Annotated in this window: 22 protein-coding genes and 1 pseudogene; 8 read left to right on the top strand and 15 right to left on the bottom strand. The window is 39.6% G+C overall.

Annotated features, from left to right (window positions below):
• Positions 1-6: 6 nt before the first annotated feature.
• Both MP622_RS02960 and MP622_RS02955 read right to left on the bottom strand, forming a co-directional pair.
• Entirely contained in the window at positions 7-1,386 is a 1,380-nt protein-coding gene (locus MP622_RS02960) for an amino acid permease (RefSeq protein WP_243792419.1), read from the bottom strand.
• 133 nt (positions 1,387-1,519) lie between these two features.
• The gene (locus MP622_RS02955; RefSeq protein WP_243792417.1) at positions 1,520-3,244 is read right to left on the bottom strand and encodes a thiamine pyrophosphate-binding protein; all 1,725 of its coding nucleotides are present in this window, start codon (positions 3,242-3,244) and stop codon (positions 1,520-1,522) included.
• A 133-nt stretch (positions 3,245-3,377) separates the two neighbouring features.
• Between MP622_RS02955 and MP622_RS02950 the strand changes: the two genes are divergently transcribed.
• Complete coding sequence (locus MP622_RS02950; protein ID WP_016166810.1) at positions 3,378-3,869, top strand: Lrp/AsnC family transcriptional regulator; 492 nt, start codon at positions 3,378-3,380, stop codon at positions 3,867-3,869.
• A 65-nt stretch (positions 3,870-3,934) separates the two neighbouring features.
• On the opposite strand, the gene MP622_RS02945 is transcribed toward MP622_RS02950, so the two are convergent.
• Positions 3,935-5,467, bottom strand: coding sequence for an aspartate aminotransferase family protein (locus MP622_RS02945; RefSeq protein WP_243792415.1), 1,533 nt, complete (start codon positions 5,465-5,467; stop codon positions 3,935-3,937).
• Entirely contained in the window at positions 5,467-6,843 is a 1,377-nt protein-coding gene (locus tag MP622_RS02940; RefSeq protein ID WP_243792413.1) for a diaminobutyrate--2-oxoglutarate transaminase, read from the bottom strand. The genes MP622_RS02945 and MP622_RS02940 overlap by 1 nt, the downstream gene beginning before the upstream one ends.
• Before the next feature lie 470 nt (positions 6,844-7,313).
• Between MP622_RS02940 and MP622_RS02935 the strand changes: the two genes are divergently transcribed.
• From MP622_RS02935 to MP622_RS02925, 3 genes are all read left to right on the top strand, one after another.
• The gene (locus MP622_RS02935; RefSeq protein ID WP_243792411.1) at positions 7,314-8,018 is read left to right on the top strand and encodes an SIMPL domain-containing protein; all 705 of its coding nucleotides are present in this window, start codon (positions 7,314-7,316) and stop codon (positions 8,016-8,018) included.
• Between the two features lie 187 nt (positions 8,019-8,205).
• Complete coding sequence (locus MP622_RS02930; protein WP_243792409.1) at positions 8,206-10,425, top strand: TonB-dependent siderophore receptor; 2,220 nt, start codon at positions 8,206-8,208, stop codon at positions 10,423-10,425.
• Between the two features lie 129 nt (positions 10,426-10,554).
• Positions 10,555-11,151 carry a phosphatase PAP2 family protein gene (locus MP622_RS02925; protein WP_243792408.1) on the top strand — a complete coding sequence of 199 codons (597 nt, stop codon included), beginning with the start codon at positions 10,555-10,557 and terminating at the stop codon, positions 11,149-11,151.
• Between the two features lie 52 nt (positions 11,152-11,203).
• On the opposite strand, the gene proB is transcribed toward MP622_RS02925, so the two are convergent.
• From proB to uvrB, 9 genes are all read right to left on the bottom strand, one after another.
• Positions 11,204-12,337, bottom strand: a complete 1,134-nt coding sequence (gene proB, locus MP622_RS02920; protein WP_044740247.1) for a glutamate 5-kinase — start codon at positions 12,335-12,337, stop codon at positions 11,204-11,206.
• 33 nt (positions 12,338-12,370) lie between these two features.
• The gene (cgtA, locus tag MP622_RS02915; RefSeq protein WP_016166817.1) at positions 12,371-13,588 is read right to left on the bottom strand and encodes an Obg family GTPase CgtA; all 1,218 of its coding nucleotides are present in this window, start codon (positions 13,586-13,588) and stop codon (positions 12,371-12,373) included.
• Positions 13,589-13,853: 265 nt separating this feature from the next.
• Positions 13,854-14,228, bottom strand: a complete 375-nt coding sequence (locus MP622_RS02910) for a helix-turn-helix domain-containing protein (RefSeq protein WP_016166818.1) — start codon at positions 14,226-14,228, stop codon at positions 13,854-13,856.
• 102 nt (positions 14,229-14,330) lie between these two features.
• A complete protein-coding gene (locus tag MP622_RS02905; RefSeq protein ID WP_151503789.1) occupies positions 14,331-15,005 on the bottom strand; it encodes a hypothetical protein in 675 nt (224 codons plus the stop codon).
• A 13-nt stretch (positions 15,006-15,018) separates the two neighbouring features.
• A complete protein-coding gene (locus MP622_RS02900; RefSeq protein ID WP_044740244.1) occupies positions 15,019-15,738 on the bottom strand; it encodes a hypothetical protein in 720 nt (239 codons plus the stop codon).
• A gap of 289 nt (positions 15,739-16,027) precedes the next feature.
• Positions 16,028-17,485, bottom strand: a complete 1,458-nt coding sequence (locus MP622_RS02895) for a glyceraldehyde-3-phosphate dehydrogenase (RefSeq protein WP_044740243.1) — start codon at positions 17,483-17,485, stop codon at positions 16,028-16,030.
• Positions 17,486-17,762: 277 nt separating this feature from the next.
• On the bottom strand, positions 17,763-18,698 hold the full coding sequence (gene rarD, locus MP622_RS02890) for an EamA family transporter RarD (RefSeq protein WP_243792406.1): 936 nt from the start codon (positions 18,696-18,698) through the stop codon (positions 17,763-17,765).
• A 141-nt stretch (positions 18,699-18,839) separates the two neighbouring features.
• Entirely contained in the window at positions 18,840-19,436 is a 597-nt protein-coding gene (locus tag MP622_RS02885; protein ID WP_243792404.1) for a lipocalin family protein, read from the bottom strand.
• Between the two features lie 123 nt (positions 19,437-19,559).
• Positions 19,560-21,605, bottom strand: a complete 2,046-nt coding sequence (gene uvrB, locus MP622_RS02880; RefSeq protein WP_243792403.1) for an excinuclease ABC subunit UvrB — start codon at positions 21,603-21,605, stop codon at positions 19,560-19,562.
• Between the two features lie 222 nt (positions 21,606-21,827).
• Here uvrB and MP622_RS02875 point away from each other — a divergent pair, with 222 nt between their 5' ends.
• Positions 21,828-22,619, top strand: coding sequence for a hypothetical protein (locus MP622_RS02875; RefSeq protein ID WP_243792401.1), 792 nt, complete (start codon positions 21,828-21,830; stop codon positions 22,617-22,619).
• A gap of 179 nt (positions 22,620-22,798) precedes the next feature.
• On the top strand, positions 22,799-24,241 hold the full coding sequence (locus MP622_RS02870) for a sensor domain-containing diguanylate cyclase (protein WP_243792399.1): 1,443 nt from the start codon (positions 22,799-22,801) through the stop codon (positions 24,239-24,241).
• Positions 24,242-24,281: 40 nt separating this feature from the next.
• Here the strand turns inward: MP622_RS02870 and MP622_RS02865 are convergent, their stop codons facing one another.
• Positions 24,282-24,461 (bottom strand): hypothetical protein, encoded by a 180-nt coding sequence (locus MP622_RS02865; RefSeq protein ID WP_016166827.1) that lies wholly within the window; start codon positions 24,459-24,461, stop codon positions 24,282-24,284.
• 220 nt (positions 24,462-24,681) lie between these two features.
• Between MP622_RS02865 and MP622_RS02860 the strand changes: the two genes are divergently transcribed.
• A complete protein-coding gene (locus tag MP622_RS02860) occupies positions 24,682-25,917 on the top strand; it encodes a pyridoxal phosphate-dependent aminotransferase (protein ID WP_016166828.1) in 1,236 nt (411 codons plus the stop codon).
• A gap of 85 nt (positions 25,918-26,002) precedes the next feature.
• On the opposite strand, the pseudogene MP622_RS02855 reads toward MP622_RS02860, so the two are convergent.
• Positions 26,003-26,418: pseudogene (locus MP622_RS02855) on the bottom strand (GFA family protein).
• Between the two features lie 204 nt (positions 26,419-26,622).
• On the opposite strand from MP622_RS02855, the gene MP622_RS02850 reads away from it, so the two are divergent.
• A complete protein-coding gene (locus tag MP622_RS02850; RefSeq protein WP_016166830.1) occupies positions 26,623-26,868 on the top strand; it encodes a hypothetical protein in 246 nt (81 codons plus the stop codon).

Below are 26,868 nucleotides of genomic sequence, written 5' to 3'. Positions count from 1 at the left end.
AAAACTTTAATTGGACTGTGCTTCTGGCATTACCAACATTTTTTTACGATATTTGAGCACATATGTGATCGCTAAAGCTGCCATCCAGATGGGACCTAAAATCACAGCTAAACGCATATCTGGTGTAAGCGCCATAATAATCAGAATCATACAAACAAATGCAATGGTCAAATAGTTGGTCCATGGACTTAAAATACTTTGAAACTTGGTCTGACGTCCTTGCAGTTTCATGGCTTTACTAAATTTCAAATGTGTTACTGAAATCATCAACCAGTTAATCACCAATGCGGCAACCACCAACATCATAAAGAGCTGAAAAGCTTGTCCAGGAATCAAATAATTCACCAAGACACAAACTGCTGTGATTGATGCCGATACAATTGCAGCAGGTACTGGAATACCGCGACTGTTAATTTTTTTCAATATTGCAGGTGCATTCCCCTGCTCTGCTAAGCCATGCAACATACGAGTATTACAGTAAATACAACTGTTATAAACAGAAATTGCAGCAATTAACACAACAAAGTTTAGAACATTAGCAACACCGTTACTGTTGAGTGACTGGAAAATTAAAACGAATGGACTACCACCTTCTGCCACCATATTCCAAGGATAAAGGCACAGCAAAATACCAATTGCACCAATATAGAAAATCAAAATTCGGTAGACAATTTGATTAACTGCTTTAGGAATAGTCGTTTCTGGCTGCTTAGTTTCTGCTGCGGCAATCCCAATCAACTCTAAACCACCAAAAGCAAACATAATGACTGCCAATGCCATGACAAAACCATGCATACCATGTGGGAAAAATCCACCATGCTGCCATAAATTTGCAATACCAGCCTGTGGCCCTGCTGAACCCAAGAACAGTAAATAAGCCCCAAAGCCAATCATGCTCAAAATCGCAATAATCTTAATAAAAGAAAATATAAATTCTGATTCGCCAAAAAAGCGGACATTCACCAAGTTAATGCCATTCATTAAAATGAAGAAAAATAAAGCGGTGAGCCACGTTGGAATTTCAGGCCACCAAAACTGAACAAATGTACCGATTGCACTTAATTCAGCCATGCTGACTAGCACATACAACACCCAATAATTCCAACCAGACATAAATCCAGCCATTTTGCCCCAATACTTGTTGGCGAAATGACTAAATGAGCCACTGACGGGTTCTTCGACCACCATCTCACCCAACTGACGCATAATTAAAAATGCAATAATCCCTGCTATAGCATAGCCCAACAAAATAGAAGGCCCTGCCAGTTTAATGGTTTGTGAAAGTCCTAAAAATAGCCCTGTACCTATTGCGCCACCTAAGGCAATCAATTGAATATGCCGATTCGACAAGCCTTGTTTCAAAGCATGCTGATTATTTTCATCCATACATTTTCTCCGTTGTAAGTGTAACGTCCTGTACACCTTTATTCAGCACTAGACCGAAGACCTATAATTGATCTTCGGACTTAATATGCTTTAATTTAATTCCATTTTTTAAAAAGACGCTGCGGTCTCCAGCTTAGAACGAGCTTACATTTTTACATTCCAGCGTATTTGAACGCTGAGTTAAAATTTCATAGCCACGATCACCATAGTCAAATCGTGCAATCACGTTGGCAAATTTTTTCAAACTTAAAGGAGCATCCATGGCAGGGAGTTTTAATTCCACAAAAGTCAGTCCATCCTGTTGCTGCACGTTATCCAAAACCTGTTGCAGTTGCCCAATTGTTTCAACCACATGTGATTGATAAGCCTTACTTCCATTAAACACTGCTGGAATTTGTGCATAGTTCCAGTTTTGAATATCGTTATACGCCGCATTTTCACCCATAATTAAACGCTCGATGGTATAGCCACCATTGTTCAACAAGAAAATTATTGGCTTGAGACCATGACGAATAATGGTCGAGAGTTCTTGTACAGTTAATTGAAATGAACCGTCTCCAATAAACAGAATTTGTCGACGCTCAGGCGCAGCTAACAGGCTTCCAAGTAAAGCGGGCAAGGTATAACCGATTGAACCCCAAAGTGGCTGAGAAATATATTTTGCAGTGGCGGGTAGCTTTAAACCCGATAGTGCAGAGTTTGAAGTTCCAACCTCTCCAATAATGACATCATCATCCTTAAAGAAACCTGCGATAGCATTCCACAGTAGTTCTTGACTGAGTTTCTGCTGCTCATTAACTTCAGGTCTTTTTTGTGTAGGGGACTGAGTCACAATATGGTGTGGTGTTTTACGCGGTGCTACTTTTTTATTTAATTCAACTAACAATTGGCCAATTTCAATACCCGGTATGTCCTGACCAAAAATATTCAAGCCATAAGGCTTAATTTCAATATAATTTTCAGTCGCAATTTGATGCGTAAATACTGCTGAGCCTACATCAGTAAAGCGAACACCAACCCCAATTAAACAGTCCGACTGTTCAATCACATTTTTAACATGCGGTTGACTCGCCCCACCCACATAAGTTCCGATATAACGCGGTGAGCCCTCATCCATGATGTTTTTTGCTGTATTCATACCAGCAAATGGAATCGAGCACTTGTTAGATAAATCATGTAATAAAGAGGTCACCCCAAAAACGGCAGCTTCATTGTCAATCAACAATGCTGGGCTTTTTGCTTTTGCCAAAATGCCACACAGTTGATCGACTACGCTACTTAGTAAATCAGGTTCAACCGATGGATAACTGAGATCGAGTGGACGCGCATCCACTTCGATTTTTACATGGGTAATGTCCGATGCTAGCTGAATATGTACTGGACGACGCTCCAGAAAACACTGACGTAAAACACGATCAATTTCATAAGCTGCATTGGCAGGTGTTAAACGTGTCTGTGCGACAGTGAACTCCTTCATACAGTTCATAATATTGTCATAGTTACCATCGACCAATGTATGGTGAACTAGAATGCCTTTTTGAACCACATGCAAAGGAGGAATACCTGAAATATGTACCATCGGTACATTTTCCGCATAGGCTCCTGCAATGCCGTTAATTGCACTTAGATCACCAACGCCATACGTAGTTGCCAACGCTGCAAAACCGTTAATTCGTGCATAGCCATCTGCTGCATAAGCCGCATTTAACTCATTACAGTTGCCAATAAATTCTAGCTGAGCATCTGCTTCAACTTGTTCTAAATAAGAAAGATTGAAATCACCAGGTACACCAAAAAGATGCTGTATACCCATTTGTTTTAAACGAAGATTTAAAAATTCACCAATTTCTATGAACATTGCTCGATATCCTTTGAGACCATTTTTTATTCCATAGAAAAATAATATTTCATCTACGCCGTAAATTTCGTGCATAATGAAACGGAATTTTAATAAAAATACAAGATTTGTGTATCACAAAAGGATTTTATGCATGGATAAGTTCGACTGGCAAATCATTCAAGCACTACAAAAAAATGGACGGCTCACCAATCAGGAAATTGGCGATCTAATTGGTTTATCTGCATCACAGTGTTCGAGAAGACGACAACTACTGGAGCAAAAAGGCATTATTTTGGGCTATACCGCCCGCATACAGCAGCAGGCTTTAGGCATGGAAGTGACTGCCATGATTCATATTAACTTAAGAACACATGAAGCATCTTCTCAACAAGCCTTTCAAGAACTCATCGAAGCGGAAGACAATATTCAGGATGCTTTTTCGATCAGTGGCGATGCAGATTTTATTCTGAAAGTTGTCGCTGAAAACTTAGAGCAACTTTCCCATTTTGTGACAGAACGCTTATTAACCTATTCTTTTATTGGGCACATTAAGTCTTACATTGTTTTGAAAAAAATCAAGGAACAGAATCACTTTTTACTTAAATCGAAAAGTCACAACTATCATCCTGTGCATTTAGCTTAAACATTTTTCCTATATAACAAATAAAAAAGCCTGGAATTTTCCAGGCTTTTTGAACAACATGACGATTAGTCAATCGCTGGTGTATATGTGCCTGCTTGAATAGGACCTTTAATTCGATCTGCTTCTGCAAGAACAAGAGACAGCAAGTTCTGTACGTTTTCTAATGTTGCAACAGGGCTCAGTGTCGTCATTTTCAATGATTGCACTTGACCTACTTTAGTTACACCAATATTCGCTTCACCACGCGCAAACAATTCATCTGCAACGTTTTGATTCAATGTATCCAACAATTCTACTGGGTAGCCTGCTGGTACAACACGGAATAAAACAGAGGCAAATTGTGGCTCAACCAAAAGCTCAAGACCGTCAGTTGCTTTAATATAATCGGCAACATCACGTGTCAATTTAACACCGTGATCGATCATAGAACCATAAAGCTCTTCACCTAAAGCTTCTACAGTCATCCACAATTTCAACGCATCAAAACGACGAGTTGTTTGTAAAGATTTCGATACTAGGTTAGGAACACCATGTTCTTCATCATAGGCTGAGTTCAAATATTCAGCTTCGTAGTGCATGAAACGATAGTTCGCTTCATCTTTAAGCAAGAATGCACCACAAGAAATGGTTTGGAAATAGTGCTTATGGAAATCAAGCGTAATCGAGTCAGATAACTCAATCCCATCCAACATCGAACGATAATCATTCGATAAAATTAGTGCACCACCCCATGCCGCATCGATATGCATCCACGCGCCAAACTTGTTAGTGATTTCACGAATTTTCTTCAATGGGTCAATTGCGCCCGCATCGGTTGTGCCCGCAGTTGCAACTACACACGCCACGATTTTGCCTTCTGACTGTAAATGCTCCATGGTTTTTTCGAGAGCATCTACATCCATTTGAGCATTTTCATTAACAGGAACAGTGACCACTGATTGGAAGCCCATACCCATCATCGCCATGTTCTTTTGCACAGAGAAATGTGCATTTTCAGAACAAATGACTTTAACGTTTTTCATGGCTTCTGCTGGAATACCATCGCGCTGTACAGACCACGGATTACCGTTTTCGTCTTTCCAGTTTTTCGAGATGCAAGCATCACGCGCAAGGAGTACACCCATCAAGTTAGACTGTGTACCACCAGAAGTGAATACACCTGCTTGACCTGCACCATAACCGACTTTTTGACGAAGCCAATCAATCAATTGAACTTCCATCAAAGAACCCGCTGGGCTTTGATCCCATGAGTCCATAGATTGGTTGGTTGCATTAATCAAAACTTCAGCAATTTGGCTTGCAACCATGGTTGGGCAATGCAAATGTGCTAAAGAATGAGGGTGATGTACTTTTAAGCTTTTATTTAAGAAAAGCTCAACCATACGATCCAATGACTTTTGTACACCTAAACCTTCTTTAGTTGGATTAAAAGCAATCGCATCACGTAATTCTTTGATGCTACCGCCTGTATACATTTTGTCATTTTGCAACCATGCCGCTACCGCTTTGGTAGCTTGCTCCATTGCTGACTCATAGTCAGCAATGGATTGGGCATCATTGCAGAGTAACGCTTTACGGTGTTCTGCAAAATCAACCATTATTGAGCGCCTCGCACTGCAACAAGCGCTTCAGCAATTGCTTTCTTAAAGCGAGCAATTACCTCTACACATTCTTCTTGCGTAATGATTAATGGGCAAAGTAAACGAATCACAGTACCGTTACGACCACCTTTTTCTAACAAAAGTTTGTTATCAAAACATGCCGCTTGAATTGCTGCTGCCAATTGACCGTCTGCTGGTAAAGAACCCATATGGTCAGCTGGTTTACGCTCATCAACGATTTCGATACCGATCATTAAGCCACGACCACGAACGTTACCAATGCATGGGAATTCTTGCGCTAATTTTTTCAATTCAGCTTGTAAGAAATCGCCACGCTCTTGTGCATTTTGCGCTAAGTTCTGCTCAGTAATCGTTTTTAATACGACCAAGCCAGTACCCATTGCCAACTGGTTACCACGGAAAGTACCCGTGTGACCCGCTGGTTGCCATGCATCAAACTTACGTTTAATACCTAGTACTGCAAGTGGTAAACCACCACCAACAGCTTTTGACATTACAACTACATCTGGCTCAATGCCTGCATGTTCATAGGCAAACATTTTACCTGAACGAGCAAAGCCCGCTTGAACTTCGTCAAGAATTAATACAATGTTGTGCTTTTCAGTCACTTCACGGATTTTTTTCAACCATTTGGTTGGCGCTGTCACAACACCGCCTTCACCTTGAATCGCTTCAAGAATAACTGCTGCTGGCTTAGTGACACCGCTTTCTACATCTTCAATGAAGTTTTCGAAGAAATAGGTTAACGCATCAACACCCGCTTCACCACCTAAACCCAGTGGGCAACGGTATTCATGCGGATATGGCATAAACTGTACGCCTGGCATTAAACCATTCACAGCATTTTTAGCAGACAAGTTACCTGTCATTGCCAAAGAACCATGGGTCATACCATGATAACCACCAGAGAAACTGATTACTGAGCTACGACCTGTATAAGTCTTCGCAAGTTTAATCGCTGCTTCAGTCGCATCTGCACCAGATGGACCACAGAACTGTAAACAGTACTCTTCTTTACCGCCCGGAAGATACGAAAGCAACGCTTCCGTGAAAGCATCTTTCAACGGTGTAGTTAAATCTAAAGTATGTAATGGAATGCCACTTGTCAGTGTATCTTGAATACTTTGAACGACCGCAGGATGATTATGGCCTAATGCCAATGTTCCTGCCCCAGCTAAACAATCAAGGTACTCTGTACCTTCAACATCGGTAACCCAGCAACCTAATGCTTTTGCTATCGCTAACGGTAATTTACGTGGATAGCTACGAACATTGGATTCCATCTGACTTTGGCGAGTCAAATAGTATTCGTTAGTAGAATTAGTGGCAGGGTTTACAGAAGAAACGCTCATATCGAATTACCATCTCTGATATGGGTTGAAAGAAATAAGTCTGGTGACTTGCGGTCCTTTGACTCGGTGCTTTATAGAATCTAGTTAGACAGTATTTAATTAAATAACTAGGAGCGGCATGATACCGAATTTTTCAGGAAAATAAACAACTTTTAGCAAATATACGCCCTAATTTTTTGAAATAAACTGTACACCTAACCAGCCCTTTCATTATCATCTTACATTGTGACAAGTGAAAGAAAATACGATTTTTTTTACTTTTTAGAAATTTCATTTCCTGATCATTTTATTTATCGTTTTTTATAAAATTAAACCCTTGATTTAAGACTATTTAATTTAAATATTTTTAGCTTGGCTTTCATGCAAAAATTTACAAACTCACCACAATTCCTGCAAAAGTTCCCCATGAACTGCCTATACCATTACCTTAATCAAATAAGTTTGAAAAATTCAAATAAAGGTTACTTCTTATGCGCCATTTTGTAGTTTATTCCCTCCTCCTCGGTGGTTTATTCAGCAGCACTGCTTTTGCGCAGCAAACAGAAGCTTTGAATTACAATTTAGTAAACGTACAAGCAGAAGCATCACGTCAAGTTTCAAATGACGAAATGCACGCTGTACTCTATATTGAAAAGAGCAATAAACAGCCTGCTGAATTGGCAAGCCAAATCACTCAACTTATGAATCACGCGATTGCGACTTCGCGTAAGTACCCAAATGTAAAAGTCGAAACAGGGTCTCAAACGACTTATCCAATTTATGACAACGATAGTCGCAAATTAAAAGAATGGCGTGGTCGTGCTGAAATTCAAATTGAAAGTACCGACTTTAAAGCGGCGAGTCAGTTAGTGAATGAGTTACAGCAAAACTTCCAAACTCAATCAATCAACTTTACTGTTTCAGATGCTCAACGTAAAAAAGTTGAAAATGAACTTATGGTTGAAGCCTCTAAAAACTTCCAACAGCGCGCGCAGTTATTAAGTCAGTCATGGAATAAGTCAGGCTATAATTTAGTCAATTTAAATTTAAATACCAGCAACAACTACCCTCAACCCATTATGATGCGTAGCAGTATGGCAAAATTTGCCGATGCAGAAGCAGCATCAATGCCTGAAGTTGCAGCAGGTGAATCTAAAATTACGGTGAATGCAAACGGTACTGTACAATTTAAATAATTGTAGATTTAACTTAAAAACCGTGTCACAGACACGGTTTTTTATTTTTTGTTGTTTTAGATCATATTCAAGATCGAAATCTAATCATAAATTTGGAAAATAATAGTAATTAATGATAACTATTATTATTCAATAATTGCGAGAGTCTCGATATTATATCGTCAAATTTGCAATCTCTGTGTTCAATATGTCAAACCATTTGATTCAGTCTGGTATTCTTAAGCCAACTCAAGTGTCGCCTTTAACCCGAGCGATTCAGCTTGCCCTCACATGCCTTGCGACCCAAACGGCTTTCGCAACAGATTCAGAGAACAATTCTGTCAACACATTACAAACCATTACTCTTCAAGCTGAAGGCAACTGGTTAGAAAATGCCAATGCCGAAAAAGTCCAAAAGCATGCGGGTGCCCGCACGATTATCGACCGTAAGCGTTTAGATGAGGTGGCTGCAACATCCATTAAAGATGCTCTTAAACAAGTTCCAGGTGTACAAGTCCAAGAGAATAATGGTACTGGTGGTAGTGACGTTTCTTTGAATATTGGCGTACGTGGTTTAACTTCACGTTTATCTCCACGTTCAACAGTATTACTCGATGGCGTACCTTTGTCATTTGCACCTTATGGTCAACCTCAACTTTCACTCGCCCCAGTTTCATTGGGTAATATTGAATCTGTAGACGTGGTTCGTGGTGCAGGTTCAGTACGCTTTGGGCCACAAAACGTAGGAGGAATTATTAACTTCACGACTCGTGCAATCCCGAAAGATTTTGCAGGTAATGTGAGCTTAACCACTGAATATACTTCTGGCACAGATCAAACCAAACTTAGCCCAAGTTTATTTATGGGTGGTACTCTCGATAATGGTTTAGGGCTTGCTTTGCTTTATTCAGGGACCAAAGGCAATGCTTACCGTGAAGCTAACAATCAAATAGACATTGATGATGTCATGTTAAAAACAGCGTACCAAATTACAGATGCTGATGCTGTGGCGCTAAATTTACATCATTACGAAGGTCGTGGAGAAATGCCTGAAGGTTTAACTGCAAAACAATATGCAGAAAACCCATATCAATCCAACCAATCACAAAGCTATTTTGCAGGTCGTCGTTCAGATGTGTCTTTGCGTTATACCCATCAAGATGAACGAAATAATTTTGAATTATTAACCTATTATATTGATTCATTCCGTACGAGTAATTTAGGAACAAATCAACAACGTCAGGATGGTACTCCGTTCAAACGTTTAGACAATGCTCCTCGAGATTATTCTGTATTTGCAATTGAACCTCGTTTTTCTCGTGCTTACTCAATTGGTAATACACAGAGTGAAGTTACTATCGGCTATCGTTATATGGATGAAGATAGTACTGAGTTTGCGGGGCGTACAGATTATGCTATTGATGCTCAACCAGGGAAATTCCTCGCACGCACATCGAGTAAAGGTGGCACTAAAGCACATGCCTTCTACATTGATAACCGATTCGATTTAGGCAATTGGGTAATTACCCCTGGTGTCCGCTTTGAGTCTATTGATACGCACAATAATTTTAGCGCCTATAAATCTGGTAACTTACTGAATACCGTAAATCCATCCATTCAATCTGATGAATGGTTACCAAGTCTGGCAATTATGTATAAAGCCACTGATAACTGGAATATATTTGCAAATGCGGGCGTATCTTTTGGTCCTCAACAATACAATCAGTTAGCAACCACAAACTCAAAAACAGGTATAGCAATTTCTACTTTAGATGGTCTTTCACCTGAGAAATCCAATAACTATGAGATTGGTACAAAATATTTAGGTAATGGTTTGAATGCAGAATTAACTGCATTCTATTTAGACTTTAATAAAGAATTAATTCTAGAACGTGACGCCCTTCAAAATGGCTATTGGACCGATTTAGGTGCAACCAGCCATAAAGGTGTTGAACTTGGTCTGGCTTATGACTTTGCTTACCTCGCAGATGCCTTAGAGGGACTCAAAATATATAGCAATTACACCTTCACGAAGGCTGTTGCTGAAGCAGGTAACTTTAAAGATAAAGATCTTCCATTTTATTCACGTCATACAGCCAATGTGGGTTTAGGCTATAAAGTGAATCAATGGACTGTCAATGCCGATATGTTTGCACAATCGAAGCAACATTCTCCAGGAAACCAAGAGTCTGGTATTTATCAAATTATAGAATCTTCGGATGGTAAGTACGGGGATATTCCAGGTTACTCAATTTTTGCAGTACGTACAGCCTATGACTTTGGTGAGCAATACTACGGTTTAAAAATTGCTGGCGGTATTAAAAATGTGTTCGATAAACAATATTTCACACGTTCTACCGATTCGACTGGCGGTAAATATGTTGGGCAACCACGTACTTTCTACCTACAAACCTCATTTGACTTCTAAGCTGAATAATACGTAAACGACGTAAGTTTCTTGAAATAAAAAAAGACTACAAATCTGTAGTCTTTTTTTATTTCAACAGGATGACAGAATTATTACACTTTACGCACTTTGCATACATAATCCGCTTTCATGTCTCTTTCTGAACTCAATCTCTCGCTCTTTTCATTCATCAATGCATCTCCAGATGCTAGCAACTTGAAGATTAATTTTGCGATTTTTATTGCGAATGACCTGTTATATTGCATGATTGCACTTTTTGCTTGGTTTTGGTTACGTGGTGACTATCAAATAAAGAAACAGATTCTTAAAGCTTTTATTTTTACCAGTATTGCGCTTTTCATCAGTCAATGTATTTCACACATCTACTATCACCCACGCCCTTTTGTGATGGATGTTGGACGTACCTTGATTTATCACTCACCGAATGGCTCTTTTCCTAGCGATCATATGCTCATTTTTAGCAGTATTGCTTTTTCTTATTTCTTTTCAACTTACCGTAAACTTGGTATTTTCTTAATTATGCTGGCTTGGTTAGTTGCATGGTCACGCATTTATGTAGGTGTTCATTTCCCTTTAGATATGCTCGGTGCCTTTGTACTGGCTTTTGCGCTGAATTTGTCTGGTTTAACGCTCTGGAATCACTATAAAGAAAAACTTATGGAATGGGTACTGACGCTTCATTTCTATGTATTTAGACCACTGATTCAAAAAGGCTATATTAAATAATTTGGTCTTAAAATAAAAAATCCCGCTTTAGAGCGGGATTTTTTTAAATTTTTTAGTAAATTGCCATATGATCGCGATGAATCATCTCAAGCGAACGAGCTTCACCCAGAACTTGATAAACCTTGTCTGAAGACAAACCTTTAACCAATTCTGCCGAACGCGAACTGAAATTAACACGCCCAACCGCGACACGATAACCAGAAGGGTCAACACACTCTACAACATCGCCACGGTCAAAATGCCCTTCAACCGCTTTCACACCGACAGGTAATAAACTACGATGATTATCTTTAATGGCTTTAACTGCACCATCATCTAAAATTAGACGTCCCGCAGTTTGCAAATGTGCTGCCAACCATTGCTGATGCGCGGTAATACGGTCATTGTCCGTGATAAACAAAGTGCCAAGCATTTCACCTGCCATTAAACGGGCAAGTACTTGATCACTTTCACCACTCGCAATCAGGGTTGGACAACCCGACTTTGCTGCTAGTCGTGCAGCACGAACTTTGGTGAGCATACCACCACGACCAAACTTACCACCACCACCTGCCATATCAAACAAGCTTTCATCTAAAGCCCGTACGGTATGGAACAGTTTCGCATTTGGGTTTGAGCGTGGGTCAGAATCAAACATGCCTTGCTGATCTGTTAAGATAATCAACAAATCTGCATGGACTTGGCCTGCAACCATTGCAGCAAGCGTATCGTTATCACCAAAACGAATTTCATCAGTTGAAACTGTGTCATTCTCATTGATGACTGGAATCACACGCCAATCGATTAAATTTTGCAAAGCATCACAAGAGTTTAAATAACGACGACGATCCGCAAGGTCATCGTGGGTTAAAAGCACTTGCGCTGTTTGAATACTGTGCTGTTCGAGTACACTTGACCATGTATGGATTAAACCCATTTGACCAATCGCAGCACATGCCTGAAGACTGGGTAGATCGGTGGGTCGATTCTCTAGCTTCATTCGAACCATACCTTCAGCCACAGCGCCTGAGGAGACAAGAATAATTTCATGTCCAGCTTGGTGTAAATCTGCAATTTGTTTCGCCCAATGCGAAATTGCATCTAAATCTAAGCCTTGCCCATTTGCTGTGAGTAAAGATGATCCGATTTTAACAACGATACGTTTTAAAGCCTTGAGCTGACGTTGCCCATCTACCACTTCTATCATCTTGTCCTCAGTTACATGTTGTTCGCTTGGAAATTAACGAACGTAAAACACTTCCATATCGCCATCGTCGCCATCATCATCGTCTTCATCATCATCGCCCAATAGACCAGCAAGACGCTGTTGACGACGCATTTCACGATAAGCTTCTTTAGCGGCAATGGTTTGTTCACGTGTTTCAGCTTCTAGCTGCTCACGGAATGCTTTCACTTCTGCTGCGTACTCAGGATCTTCAACTTCACGTTCACGTTGTTGTTCAATTTGATCCATGAGGTAATAAACTACTGGCTTTGTCCCTTCTGCGAGTAAACCAGAAGTTTTAAATACTGGACCTTTCCATTCTAATTCTTCAAGAATGTGATTACACCATTCTTCACTGGTGTCTGGTGCAAGTTGATCTAACTTATTAAGTACCAAAACCACTGGAAGTTTCGCCAAGGTTGGAGAAAATTTCTTTAATTCTTTGATGATCGCCTTAGCATTATATGCAGGATCCGAACCATCAATAGGCTGTACATCTACAATATGCAATAAGATACGTGTACGTGCCAGATGCTTTAAGAAACGAATACCAAGACCTGCACCTTCCGAAGCACCTTCGATTAGTCCAGGAATATCCGCCATGACAAATGAACGGTGACGATCTGCATCGACAACACCTAAGTTTGGTACCATCGTAGTAAATGGATAATCTGCAACTTTTGGTTTTGCTGCTGAAACTGCACGAATAAAGGTTGATTTACCCGCATTTGGCATACCCAATAGACCAACGTCTGCCAATACTTTCAACTCTAAACGAATTTCGCGGAATTCACCTTTAAAACCATGCGTACATTTACGCGGCGTACGGTTGGTCGATGATTTAAAGTGTGTATTTCCTAACCCCCCATCACCACCAGAAGCCACTAGAATTTTCTGACCATCTTCAACCAAATCGCCAATAATATCGCCAGAGTCAGTATCTACAATGGTTGTACCAACTGGAACTTTGAGAATGACATCTTGTCCGCCACGCCCAGCACAGTTTGCGCCTGAACCATTTTTACCCCGTTCTGCACGGAATTTACGGGTATAACGATAATCTACCAGTGTGCTCGTGTCGTCGTCAGCTTGAATATAAATGCTGCCACCACGACCACCATCTCCACCATCTGGCCCACCAAAAGGTACAAATTTTTCACGGCGAAAACTGGCTACGCCATTGCCACCGTCGCCAGCCTCTACGGTAATGACTGCTTCATCAACAAAGCGCATACTGCCAATCCTCTAAAATCTTTAAAACCGCTTATTCTGCCACATTTTAAAGAATTTCTCGAATAGTATTATTCAACTAAATATGAATTTCACGCATTATTTTTATAGGTCTAGTTATTTTTATACTTGTTTTACATTAATTTATACACAATGAACTTAAGCATACTTGAAACATTAAACTTTAATTTAATTAAGATTCTTAAGAAAGAGATTAATCTCAATGCGGCTTAATGCCTAAAGTTAAACGACCAAGTACATCATTTATCTAAATATTTACTTTAGGTTTCTGCTCTAAGATTTCAGATAAATTTCGCTCTATCCAGAAAATTAACTCATTCACTTTTTCCGCAGCCTGCGAGCCTAAAATTGTCAATTGATATTCAACCTTCGGTGGCACAATCGGATAAACTGTCCGTAGAATAAAACCATCCTGCTCTAATGTTTTCAGGGTTTGCGACAGCATCTTTTCGCTAATCCCCTCAATTTTTATTTTTAATTCACTAAAGCGGTGTACACCTTCACTTAAACAATGTAACACCAACAACGACCATTTACTGGAAAGATGCTCAAGTATTTCGCGTGATGGGCAAGCAGTTGAAAGAACTTGCCCCAATAGATTACTGGTTGCATAGGTACTCATGTATTCCCCTTACTTTAATCAGCTTACTTTTCTTATACGTACTTTCAATAGGTAAGCTACCAGATTAATCTTTAACCATCAAGGAAGCGCTGCATTCTTTACTCAAGGATGAATATTCCGTACAGGCAAATGCATATTCAGTTCTAAATTGGCTGAGGTTTTTCGTACAGCGTTGTACATGGTGGCATTAAAACTTGCGATGCGTTCCATCTTCATTGGATCATTCAAGTTGAGTTGTGGTGCAAAATGATGAACGACGTGTAAACCAACAGGTTCATTAAATTCAAAATACACGGGACCATCAAATTGAATCTTCACAGGAATGGTATACTCTCGCTTTAAATGGAAAGGTACGTCCAATTTAACTGGAATATTCAATTTCAGAGGGAATTGAGGCAACAAACGATTTTGATAAATTAAATCTGTAGTCGTTTCCACAGGCATCAACTGATCAATACGGATCATGGTTTGATAGTCAATATTCACAGTAATTGGCGTTTCGACTTCAAACTGTAAAGCGGCAAGATATTTTCCTTTTAACGGCAACTCCAATCGCCGATCAATATCAATTTGTGTACCCAACCGCCCTTTAGAATGAATATCCAAATAATTACCCACATGAATTTGAGTCGGCAAAGATGCTGGTAATATAATTTCGGAGCGGTGTGCTGAAATTTGCATCGATGCAATCACATTCAAATACAACCAAAATAAAAGTGCTATCGTAGCGACCAACCCAATAAAGCTCAAACACCAAAAGCGATAAGAAAAAAACACCTGCTTATCCCTCCTATTCAGCTCGAACCAACTGTGGTTGTTCGTACTGTGGAGACGAAAGTTTTACAGTATTTAAAGGGACTTTGAGTTGTCCATTCTGAATTTTTACGGGCAAGGTATTTTTCACATCTACGGTGGCATTTAGGGCTGTCTTAATGGGTACATTTAATTGCCCTTGCACTGGTATTTCGGTCTTCAACGTTGCATTTAAAGGAATATGCAGATTTTCTTTCAATACCGTTCGCACTGGGGCATCAAATTTCAGATGTACATTTTGTTCTAATGGCACATCAATCTGAATCGGCACATCAAGATTGATCGGGATTGAACCTTTTAACGGCAGACTAATATTTTTCCCCATGATCATCACATTTACACGCGTATCGATGGGTAAATTTTGCTGCACTTTCAGAGCTTCTCGCACAGGAATCATGGTTTTAATTGGCACTTGATTATCAAAATACACGCGTGGAGTAAGTGTCTGCGCCAGTGGAATCTCAAGCTGTTCTTGAATTGGAATTTCAGCGCGAATTCGCCCAGAGACATCCACATCTAAGGCATCATGTATTTTAACTTTGGCCTGTAATGGCTCTTGCAAGTCAATATTCACAGCTTGATTATTCAGAGGAATATAAATACTGAAATGTTGAAAGATCCAAATTGCAAGTAAGACACCGCTGAGGGTTGCTAGACTCAAAAATGCCAAACCAGCAAGCACTTTTTTTATTTGCAATGACTTAATCCTTTAAGTTCGTTTTTAATAGACTCAATTCATTTGAGTCGTTCTATCGACCATTACTGTCTTTAATTCCAATCGAGTAATGATCACATTTATTTTGAGATGAAAAAGCGACACTAACATAGCGCGTTTGGCTTAATACTACTAATTTTGTCGGAATTATGGCATTGACCTAATATGAATGCATCTTATTATTTTGGTCAATTCAAAAAAGAATGTCGGGAGTTTTGATACAAAAAAAAGAGCTTCATTTCTGAAGCTCTTTTTTTCTTAACCGAACAAATTATGCATTTGTTTCAGCAGGAACTTTTGGATAGCTTACGCCGCCCATTTGTTCAGCAATACGTAATACTTGGCAGCTATAACCCACTTCATTGTCATACCATACGTATGCAGTTAAACGGTTGCCTGAAGTAATCGTTGCCTGTGCATCAAACACACCCGCAGTACGTGAACCAATGAAGTCAGAAGATACAACTTCCGTCGAGTTGGTGTAACCAATTTGACCTTGAAGGTTTGAACTGATTGAGATTTGACGGATGTATTCGTTTACTTCTTCACGATCCACTTCTTTATCTAAAGTTAAGTTCAAAATCGCAAGTGAAACGTTTGGTGTTGGAACACGTACAGAGTTACCTGTCAATTTACCTTGAAGTGCTGGAAGTGCTTTCGCAACTGCTTTTGCTGCACCAGTTTCAGTAATTACCATGTTCAATGTTGCAGCACGACCACGACGATCCGCTTTGTGGTAGTTGTCGATAAGGTTCTGGTCATTTGTGAACGAGTGAACTGTTTCAACGTGACCATTTAACACTGTGTATTTGTCATGCAATACTTTCAATGTTGGTGTGATTGCATTGGTTGTACAGCTTGCAGCTGAGATGATTTGGTCTTCATCCAGAATGTCTGCTTGGTTTACACCAAACACCACGTTTTTCATCTCACCTTTACCAGGTGCAGTTAAAATTACGCGTGCAGCACCTGGGCATTTAAGGTGTTGTGCAAGACCTTCTGCATCACGCCATTTACCCGTGTTGTCAATCACTAACGCATTGGTAATACCATAAGCAGTATAATCAACTTCAGTTGGATTAGACGCATAAATAACTTTGATGAATTGACCGTTAGCAATAATTGCTTCGTTTTCTTCATCTACAGAAATAGTGCCAGAGAATGGACCATGAATTGAGTCACGACGCAATAAAGACGCGCGTTTCTCTAAATCACCGTCAGATGACTTACGAACTACAATCGCTTTTAGGTTTAAGCCACGGCCAAGACCAGACTGACCAATCATTAAACGTGCAAGGATACGACCGATACGACCAAAACCGTAAAGGACAACGTCACGACCTTCTACTGAAGTCGCACGACCTTCTACAGATTTAACAGCTGCTGAAACAAATGCATCAACATCGCCACCTTGCTCTTTAAATGCAACAGCTAATTTGCCTAGATCAATTTCAGCAGTACCGATATTTTCAATTTTAGCCAACGCTTGAAGAATTGGGAACGTGTGTACAACTGAAAGCTCAACGTCCATCATACGAGTGAAACGGTGTGCTTTTAAAATTTGCATAACTGAACGGTTAACTAAAGAACGTCCAAACACTGAAACCACAATATTTTTTTCACGGTAAAGCTGACCGATCAAAGCGATCATTTGTTCCGCGATTTCTTCACGGTTTTTCCAGCGACCTTGGTGTTCTGCGTGTAGGGCGATGATAGTCTCTTTGCTCACAGATACGTCCTCTAATTAATTTAATCTAAGCATAAATTTTAAAACCCAACGATTGTAAAGGATTTAGCGCCAAGTTTGAATCAAAAGCTGGTTCAGTCGCTGCTATTTTCCTACATATTCATTATAAATTTACAAAATAGTTGTAATTTTTATGATGATTGTACTTTTCCTACCAAATTTTAATAAAACTGACTTTCTTTTCAACCACCAAAAGAGAACATGAGAATCCCTTCATTTTGTGGACTCTTAGCTAGCCTAAATGCCTTTAATAGAACAACTAATCTTGATCATTTAAGCGTGTTTCGACTTTATCAATATTACGGACGAGGTTTTGCTTCTGACGCTGTTGTTTATAAAAATGTAAACACCCTTCAAGCACCAAGACCAAAACTGCACACCAAATTGGGATGTAAGTCAGCCATTCTTCTGGCGCAACTTGCTCACCTAAAGCAATTGATGCTGTCGCCAATAATACGGGTTCTAAATAACTAAGCAGACCAAATAAAATAAATGGTAAAAAACGGCTCGCTAGAATATAACTTCCTAGGCCAAGTGCACTTAAAAAACCCAAGCCGATAATGGCCCAGATTAGATGCGGGTAGTGCGATATGACCCTTAAAGCTTCTGCATCAGATAACAGATAAAAAGCGACTGGAAGAATTAAAAACAAATCCCACCAAAAACCACCCAAGTGATCGGATTTAAAGCGTCGGCGTAAATAAAAATATAAAGGATAAGCCAAGGCAACATACCATGTTTCCCACGCGACACTACCTATACGCCAAATCTCATGGATAACACCCAGTGCCGCAAGAATTACAGCCAACAGTTGCCAACGGGAAAGTTTCTCTTTATGCAAGACACAACCAATCAGCACCATAACCAAAGGCAGTAAAAAATATCCTAACGATACCGCTAACCCTCGCCCATTGATTGGTCCCCAGAGGAATAACCATAACTGTGAGGTACATAACAGTGAACTGATGAACAGCCAAAGGAGATAAATTGGATTTTGGAGTACTTTTTTGAATAATTCAGCAATAAGCTTGAGTTCGCCTGACCACCACATAAACAAGGTTAAAAAAGGCAATGTCGACAACATACGCCAAGCAAAAGTCTGCTCGCTATCTAAAGGTTTTAAAAATTCTGTATAGCCGTAAAGCACGCCAAATGTGACGGATGCCAATACCGACAGTGCTACGCCTTTATACATCTTTTCACCCAAACTATTCGCTGGGCTTAGTATAGCGATAAGTTAAATAAAATACGTCATGATTAGAATAACTTTCACACAAGTCACAACTTTGAATGTGTTCGGATAATCTATCTTCAAAATTTATTTTAAGTTTGAAAATTATTCTGCTTTACCTTTAGTGTGTGCTGTTCGAATTAAATCACTCAAATCATAGCCCAAGCTTTTAGCATATTCTAAATATTCATTCATAACTTCTGGTTTTACTTCTGGTGTACGTGACAGTACCCACATATATTTACGGCGCGGCTCGCCGACTAACACTGTTTGATAGTCATCATCCAGTTTCAAAATCCAATAATTGCCTCGTGCAACAGGGATCCAACGCACGGCTTCGGGTAAAAAGCTGACTTGTAACTTCGAATTAAATGGCGGATTTTGCACAAAGGCTTCACCTAAAGCTTGCTGCAAAATCCCCTCTTTGGAATAACAACGGTTATCCACACTCACATTGCCATTTTCATTTAAGGTATAGGTCGCAGATACATCACGCGCACATTTATTTTGAAAGTACATAGGCTTCCGAGCAATCTCGTACCACACTCCCAAATAGCGGTCTAATTCGACTTTTTCAACCACAGGCATGGGTTTGGTTTGCGCATATGCCAAAGTCGCAGCCCCCAACCCCACTAAAATCGCCCCACCAATGACTATTTTTGTTATACGCCAACTTGCTTTAGGAAGATGATTTTCACTCATAACAACATCCTTTAAACGATTGATCTGGACCAAGCCCGAATGTAATTTCTTTAAAAAATAACGGGCTTTGATCCTACACACTGTAGCGTTATGTAATGATTTTGCTGCAAAAAGTTTGTGACTTTATTGCAACAGCTGTGCTTTCAAACGCACAATTTCATCACGTAAACGTGCTGCTTGCTCAAACTGCAACTCTTTCGATGCTTTCAACATTTCTTTTTCTAGTTTAGTTATATGTTTACTGAATAATTTCGGATTCGCCAAAATATGCTGTTCATCCGCCGATAAGGCTTGTGCCTGATCTGCAATATTGGCTTCAATCTGATCATCACTGAGCACTTCACCTGTGTCAATTTCTTTCACAACCTGACGCACAGCGCTTCGTGGTGTAATCCCGTGTTCAAAATTAAACTCAATTTGTTTAGCACGACGACGGTCAGTTTCATCAATCGCCTTTTGCATAGAGTCGGTGATACGGTCAGCATACAAAATCGCTTTACCTTTTAAATTACGTGCAGCACGACCAATGGTTTGGATCAAAGAACGTTCTGAGCGCAAGAAACCTTCTTTATCGGCATCCAAAATTGCCACCAAAGACACTTCCGGCATGTCTAAGCCTTCACGTAACAAGTTAATCCCGACCAACACATCATGAATACCTGAACGCAATTCGTGAATAATTTTAACGCGCTCAACCGTATCAATATCTGAATGTAAATATGCAACTTTCACACCATATTCTTTTAAATATGAGGTCAAATCTTCCGCCATTCGCTTGGTTAATGTTGTCACCAAAACACGTTCATTGAGTTCTTTACGGATATTAATCTCAGACAGTACATCATCGACTTGTGTCAATACTGGACGGATTTCAATTTCAGGATCAACTAATCCTGTTGGTCGCACCACTTGTTCAACCACTTGTTCCGATTTTTCCAATTCATACTTTGCTGGGGTTGCGCTCACATAAATGGTACTCGGAACAATGCGCTCCCATTCCTCAAATTTCATTGGACGGTTATCTAGCGCACTTGGCAAACGGAAGCCATAGTTCACCAGATTCTCTTTACGCGAACGGTCACCCTTATACATAGCGCCAATTTGTGGCACAGTCACATGTGATTCATCAATAATTAACAAGGCATCATCAGGCACATAATCAAATAAAGTGGGTGGTGCTTCCCCAGATGGTCTTCCAGATAAATGACGCGAATAGTTTTCGATGCCATTGGTATAACCCAACTGCTGCATCATTTCCAAATCATAACGGGTACGCTGTTCAATTCGCTGCGCTTCTAGCAATTTGTCGTGTTCACGGAAAAATACAAGACGATCTTTGAGTTCTTCTCGAATGGTACCAATCGCACGCTCAAGATTATCTTTGGGTGTTACATAATGGCTTTTCGGATAAATAGTGACACGTGGGACTTTTCTAATCATTTTTCCTGTTAATGGATCAAACCAACGGATGGAATCGACTTCATCATCAAACAGTTCAATTCGAATCGCATGTTGATCCGATTCGGCAGGGAAAATATCAATAATTTCACCACGGATACGATAAGTCGCACGTAAAAATTCCAATTCGTTACGGCTATATTGCATTTCAACCAGACGACGAATGATGTCATCTCGGTTCATTCGATCGCCCTGTACAATATGTAACAACATGCTCATATAGGCATTCGGATCACCCAAACCATAAATAGCAGAAACCGAAGCGACAATAATGGCATCGCGGCGCTCAAGTAAAGCCCGCGTTGCAGACAAACGCATCTGATCAATATGATCATTAATGGCAGCATCTTTCTCAATAAAAGTATCTGAAGACGGCACATAAGCTTCAGGTTGATAGTAATCGTAATAACTGACGAAATACTCAACCGCATTATTCGGGAAAAATGCTTTAAATTCGCCATAAAGCTGGGCTGCAAGTGTCTTATTATGCGCCATGATAATAGTGGGACGTTGCGTCCGAGCAATCACGTTCGCCATGGTATACGTCTTACCAGACCCTGTTACACCAAGTAATAATTGATTGCGATAACCTTGCTCAACACCATGTACCAGTTTTTCAATTGCCTGTGGCTGATCCCCAGCAGGTTGAAACTGAGTCACCAAATCAAAAGGTTGTTGGTTATCTTGCACAGGTTTTTGACGCTCTTGCATGGTTTCCATCTTCGGTACACTTATGACTTAACATAGTATGGGGGCAGTTGAGCAACATGCAATAAGCATTGTTAGACTTTTACATGAAGCATGTTCGAATATTTCACATCTACTTCAAATGATGCCTAAAAATAATCTGTTTAAAAAAGCATAGCCTGCTACTTGACCCATGCCCTATTCAGTTGCAACATGAATCAATAATGATGATTAGATAAAGTACTTATGCGCTACCATTACCACGATGAAACAATTGTAAAAAGTTTACCTGAAGATACCGTGTTTGTTTTTGGCAGTAATCTGGCGGGTACGCATGCGGGCGGTGCTGCTAAAATTGCCTTATTACATTTTGGTGCCATGAAAGGTTCAGGACGTGGCTGGGCTGGTCAAAGCTATGCCATTCCCACCATGAATGAACATTTACAACAAATGCCACTATCCCAAATTCAACATTATATTGATGATTTTAAAATTTATACCAAGCATCATCCTAAAACCAAATATTTCATTACTTCCGTAGGTTGTGGTGTTGCAGGTTATAAAGTTGAAGAAATTGCACCAATGTTTAAAGGCATTTCTCATAACGTCATTTTCCCTGTTTCATTCCGTCCTTTTGTAGAACAAGCTTTACCTAAATTACGCCAAGCATTCTTAAAAGCTGTTTTGCAAGATCACGTTATTTTCCCGAACAAACCACTTGATCAAGTGATTGAACAGCTTCCATTGGCAGAAAATGAAAAAAGTCTGGCACAAATCATTTTAAATACACCAATGTATCCAACCGACAGTAATGGGCGAGATCGTATTTTTGAAATTGAAGATATTTTGCACCGATTAGATGCACAAGGCTTCAAGGTAGATTCACCTTTAGAAAGTCGCATGGTGATTGGCGGTATAGTGCTTGCATTACTTGAGCTTTACAACATCAATGAACAAGATTTCCTCGATGTCTGGAATCATCAACGCGAAATAGCAGCACCTAAACCTGAGAATAAAGCCCGAAAAGCAGCTCACTAATTCAACTGTATTAATATGGGGTTGCACTGAAAATACGTTCAGACAACCCCATTTTGTGGCAAGTTTAATGCCAAAATCATCACCAATTTAGATTTAATGCTTTTATTAATCACATGATTTAAAAATGAAAAAATTATCCCTATACTAAGTTCAACTTAAATAATAAATACGAGCAATCCATGGAATTATTAGATTCCTCAATTTTTGAATTATCCCCCATCGCCATGTGGCTAGAAGACTTTAGCGAGGTCAAAAAACAATTTGATCTCTGGCGAGCACAAGGTATCCAAGACCTCCAACACTTTTTACTCGAAGATGAATTTCGCGTATTAGACTGCGCACGTAAAATTAAAATTCTACAAGTCAACACCAAAACTTTAGAGCTCTTTCAGGCTCAAGACTTGGCTCACTTACAACAAAATCTGGATCTCATCTTCAAACAAGACATGGCCAAAACTCATATTCAAGAATTAATCAGTTTATGGGAAGGTCATACTGAATTTATCAGTAGTACAGTCAATTACACCATTTCAGGACAACGCTTAGATATTCAGTTACGAGGTACAGTTATTCCTGGGCATGAACATGATTTATCACTACTATTAATCACAACTGAAGATATCACACCATATAAAACAGCCTGTCGATTAGAAGAAAAAAACCGACTACTTGCTGAATCAAGGTTTAAATATTCTCCAACCTCTTTGTGGGTCGAAGATTTCAGCCGAATCAAATATCGTCTAGATCAACTCAAGCACATGGGCATTCAGGATTTTCAAACCTTCTTAGATGTACATCATGATTTTATTCTGCAATGTATTCAGGACATTATTATCATTGATGTCAACCAAGCAACACTTGATTTATTTGGCGCGGCTGACAAAGATACTCTATTCAAAAATACCCATAAAATTTTTGCGAAAGAAATGGTACAAACGTTCCGTGAGCAATTAATTGAATTATGGAATGGCAACATTCATCATCAACGGGAAGCCGTAAATTATGCCCTTGATGGCAGTATCCGACATGTCTTACTACAATTTACCGTTTTCCCAGACTACAAAGATGATTGGAGCATGGTGCAAGTTGCTCTGACCGATATTACAGCAAGAAAAAAAGCCGAAAATTATCTGGAATATTTGGGCAAACATGATGTCTTGACCAAACTTTACAATCGCTCATTTTACACCGAAGAAATGAATCGCTTGGAACGTAGTCCTTTACGTCCAGTCTCCTGCATTTTTCTAGATATGAATGGCTTAAAAGAAGTAAATGACAGTTTAGGACATGACGTTGGTGATGGACTACTTCGACGCATGGGCGGTATATTAAATCAGCTCATTCAAAACACTTTATATTCTGCTTCCCGAATAGGTGGTGATGAATTAGTGGTACTTTTGCCAGGTGCAGATGAAGCAGCCTTACACAACTGCTTGCAGAGTTTGCAAGAACTGCTACATGTCGATAATCAATTTTATGCCAGTCAGCCGATTAGCTTATCGATTGGACATGCAACTATCAAAGCACATGAACGTATTGAAGACATGCTTAAACGCGCAGATCAAATGATGTATCTAAATAAAGAACAGTATTATGAGCACAATGAACGTCGCACACGTTAATTTTGTTCATAAAAAAAGAAGTGCATGTGCACTTCTTTTTTTAACGTTTACCCATCGAACGTCGTGTACCACGTGGAGGCATCCAAGTTCGATCTGCATATTGCTCAGGTTTAGGACGCACCTGATTATGGGCAGCTGAGTCTGACGATTGCTCATCAGTTGCTGGCATTGGGAATGGGAGTTTCACCAATGGCTTATTCGTAGGCTGTTGCTTACTCATGACCATGACTCAAATAAAATCTGACAGTAGTTTAAAGTTTTTTACGCTCAGTTGCGAGTGACTTCCTACCACTTAATAATTTTTGCCTGCTTTCAAAGCAAAAAAGATTTATTTTACGCTTTTTTATGAATTTGTACTTTTTTTAAACGACGCAGTCACTCTTTTTAGGCTAAGATAATATGCTTTTTATTTTTTACCCTCCATAAGAAGGAATAACGCCGTGGACGTACGTCTATCTGATCGTGTAAATGCCATCAAACCGTCCCCTACACTAGCTGTGACTAACAAAGCTGCTGAACTTAAAGCTGCTGGTAAAAATGTCATTGGTTTGGGAGCTGGTGAACCAGATTTCGACACCCCGCAACACATCAAAGATGCTGCTATTGCAGCAATTAACAACGGTTTTACTAAATATACCGCTGTAGATGGTACGCCAGGCCTTAAAAAAGCAATTATTGCAAAACTTAAACGCGACAATAACCTTGACTACCAAGCAAACCAAATTTTGGTTTCTTGCGGTGGTAAACAATCTTTCTTTAACTTAGCTTTAGCTTTGTTAAACAAAGGCGATGAAGTGATTATTCCTGCGCCTTTCTGGGTTAGCTATCCAGATATGGTAATCATCGCTGAAGGTACACCTGTCATTGTGAAATGTGGTGAAGAACAGCGTTTCAAAATTACACCAGAACAATTAGAAGCAGCGATCACTGAAAAAACTCGTTTAGTGGTACTGAACAGCCCATCTAACCCAACAGGCATGATCTACACCAAAGCTGAACTTGAAGCTTTAGCTGAAGTATTGCGTCGTCACCCACAAGTATTTGTTGCATCTGATGACATGTACGAACCAATCCGTTGGGATGACGAGTTCTACAACATCGCCACTGTTGCCCCTGACTTATATGACCGCACAATCGTATTAAACGGTGTGTCTAAAGCTTATGCGATGACTGGCTGGCGTATTGGTTATGCAGCGGGTCCTGCAAAAATCATTGGCGCAATGAAAAAAATTCAATCTCAATCAACTTCTAACCCAACTTCTATTTCGCAAGTTGCTGCTGAAGCTGCATTGAATGGCCCTCAAGATGTACTTGAGCCAATGATTGAAGCATTCAAACGTCGTCATGACTTAGTTGTGAATGGCTTAAACGAAATCAACGGTATTTCATGCTTACCTGCTGATGGCGCATTCTATGCTTATGCCAACATCCGTCCGTTAATTCGTGCAAAAGGTTTAAAATCTTGCACAGAATTCTCTGAATGGTTATTGGAAGAAACTGGTGTAGCCGTAGTTCCTGGCGATGCATTCGGTCTTGGTGGTTTCATGCGTATTTCTTACGCAACTGCTGACGAAGTGCTTGTAGATGCGCTTGCACGTATCAAGAAAGCAGCAGATTCAATTGAAGGCGTAGACGCTGCAATTGCATCGATTGAAGCTGAAAAAGCAGCAAAATAATCTCATCCATTATTTTGTAAAAAAAAGAGCTCTACAACAGTTGAGCTCTTTTTTATTTCTATATCTTATAACTATCGACAGATATTTAGGGGTTAAACATCGCCACCACTTCAGCCTCTGTTAACTTTTTAGTTGGCTGATTCAATGAATAAAAATCGGGTTTATTATCAATGTAAATTTCCATGTCTAAACTCAGCTCTTTAGGCAATTCATCCAGTGCAAACACATTAATATTACAATAACTATGATCTTGCATACGCCAAAACAAAGTGGTTCCACATTGCTTGCAAAAACCACGTTCCCCCCATTCCGATGATTTAAAAACTCCCAATTGATCCTGTTTTAAAAAAACAAACTCTCAGGTTTTACATCAATCGTCATAAGTAAGCCACTACCTTGCCGACGACAAAGCGAGCAATGACACACATGAACTTGATAATTTGCTAAATTTACTTCAAATTGTGTTGTCCCACATAAACACTGCGCATGCCTTTTTTTCATTTTTGACACCTCTTGAACTATTTTAATTTTCATCAATGTGTATTAAAAAATAATTTTACTCATTCTACTGCTTACACTTTATAAATAAATGTAAACCCTATTTATTTTTATGAATCAAACATTTCGCAACACATTAAGCATAGCAACCTTTGGCTCGATCTTCTAATATACGCTCACACACAGCCAAATGCCTATGAGTTCATCATGCGCTATAAGATTATCGATGTATACCGACAACAAAATATTAAACGTTACATTGCTAAATGCTTAAAAGCCCGTTCACCGCAGTTTATCGTTATCGAAAGTGCTTTAACCCTTTGCCGTGATTTAGATATTGTTGATGTTGACTTCAACTCTGATCAAGCCACTTGGGCAACGGGTGAACGTATTTCCCTGCATATTTTAACTGGTGCTGACAGCCTTGATAAAATTTACGAGCTAGATGCCTAA

Origin of the sequence: Acinetobacter sp. PK01 (assembly GCF_022819285.1) — a bacterium.
Lineage (GTDB): Bacteria > Pseudomonadota > Gammaproteobacteria > Pseudomonadales > Moraxellaceae > Acinetobacter > Acinetobacter tandoii.
This window is presented reverse-complemented; position numbering and strand designations above follow the sequence as displayed.

Bases quoted from the DNA above. Each gene is read 5' to 3' on its own strand.
- MP622_RS02960 (WP_243792419.1), bottom strand. From the start codon at position 1,386: ATGGATGAAAATAATCAGCATGCTTTGAAACAAGGCTTGTCGAATCGG.
- MP622_RS02955 (WP_243792417.1), bottom strand. From the start codon at position 3,244: ATGTTCATAGAAATTGGTGAATTTTTAAATCTTCGTTTAAAACAAATG.
- MP622_RS02950 (WP_016166810.1), top strand. From the start codon at position 3,378: ATGGATAAGTTCGACTGGCAAATCATTCAAGCACTACAAAAAAATGGA.
- MP622_RS02945 (WP_243792415.1), bottom strand. From the start codon at position 5,467: ATGGTTGATTTTGCAGAACACCGTAAAGCGTTACTCTGCAATGATGCC.
- MP622_RS02940 (WP_243792413.1), bottom strand. From the start codon at position 6,843: ATGAGCGTTTCTTCTGTAAACCCTGCCACTAATTCTACTAACGAATAC.
- MP622_RS02935 (WP_243792411.1), top strand. From the start codon at position 7,314: ATGCGCCATTTTGTAGTTTATTCCCTCCTCCTCGGTGGTTTATTCAGC.
- MP622_RS02930 (WP_243792409.1), top strand. From the start codon at position 8,206: ATGTCAAACCATTTGATTCAGTCTGGTATTCTTAAGCCAACTCAAGTG.
- MP622_RS02925 (WP_243792408.1), top strand. From the start codon at position 10,555: ATGTCTCTTTCTGAACTCAATCTCTCGCTCTTTTCATTCATCAATGCA.
- proB (WP_044740247.1), bottom strand. From the start codon at position 12,337: ATGATAGAAGTGGTAGATGGGCAACGTCAGCTCAAGGCTTTAAAACGT.
- cgtA (WP_016166817.1), bottom strand. From the start codon at position 13,588: ATGCGCTTTGTTGATGAAGCAGTCATTACCGTAGAGGCTGGCGACGGT.
- MP622_RS02910 (WP_016166818.1), bottom strand. From the start codon at position 14,228: ATGAGTACCTATGCAACCAGTAATCTATTGGGGCAAGTTCTTTCAACT.
- rarD (WP_243792406.1), bottom strand. From the start codon at position 18,698: ATGTATAAAGGCGTAGCACTGTCGGTATTGGCATCCGTCACATTTGGC.
- MP622_RS02885 (WP_243792404.1), bottom strand. From the start codon at position 19,436: ATGAGTGAAAATCATCTTCCTAAAGCAAGTTGGCGTATAACAAAAATA.
- uvrB (WP_243792403.1), bottom strand. From the start codon at position 21,605: ATGCAAGAGCGTCAAAAACCTGTGCAAGATAACCAACAACCTTTTGAT.
- MP622_RS02875 (WP_243792401.1), top strand. From the start codon at position 21,828: ATGCGCTACCATTACCACGATGAAACAATTGTAAAAAGTTTACCTGAA.
- MP622_RS02870 (WP_243792399.1), top strand. From the start codon at position 22,799: ATGGAATTATTAGATTCCTCAATTTTTGAATTATCCCCCATCGCCATG.
- MP622_RS02865 (WP_016166827.1), bottom strand. From the start codon at position 24,461: ATGAGTAAGCAACAGCCTACGAATAAGCCATTGGTGAAACTCCCATTC.
- MP622_RS02850 (WP_016166830.1), top strand. From the start codon at position 26,623: ATGCGCTATAAGATTATCGATGTATACCGACAACAAAATATTAAACGT.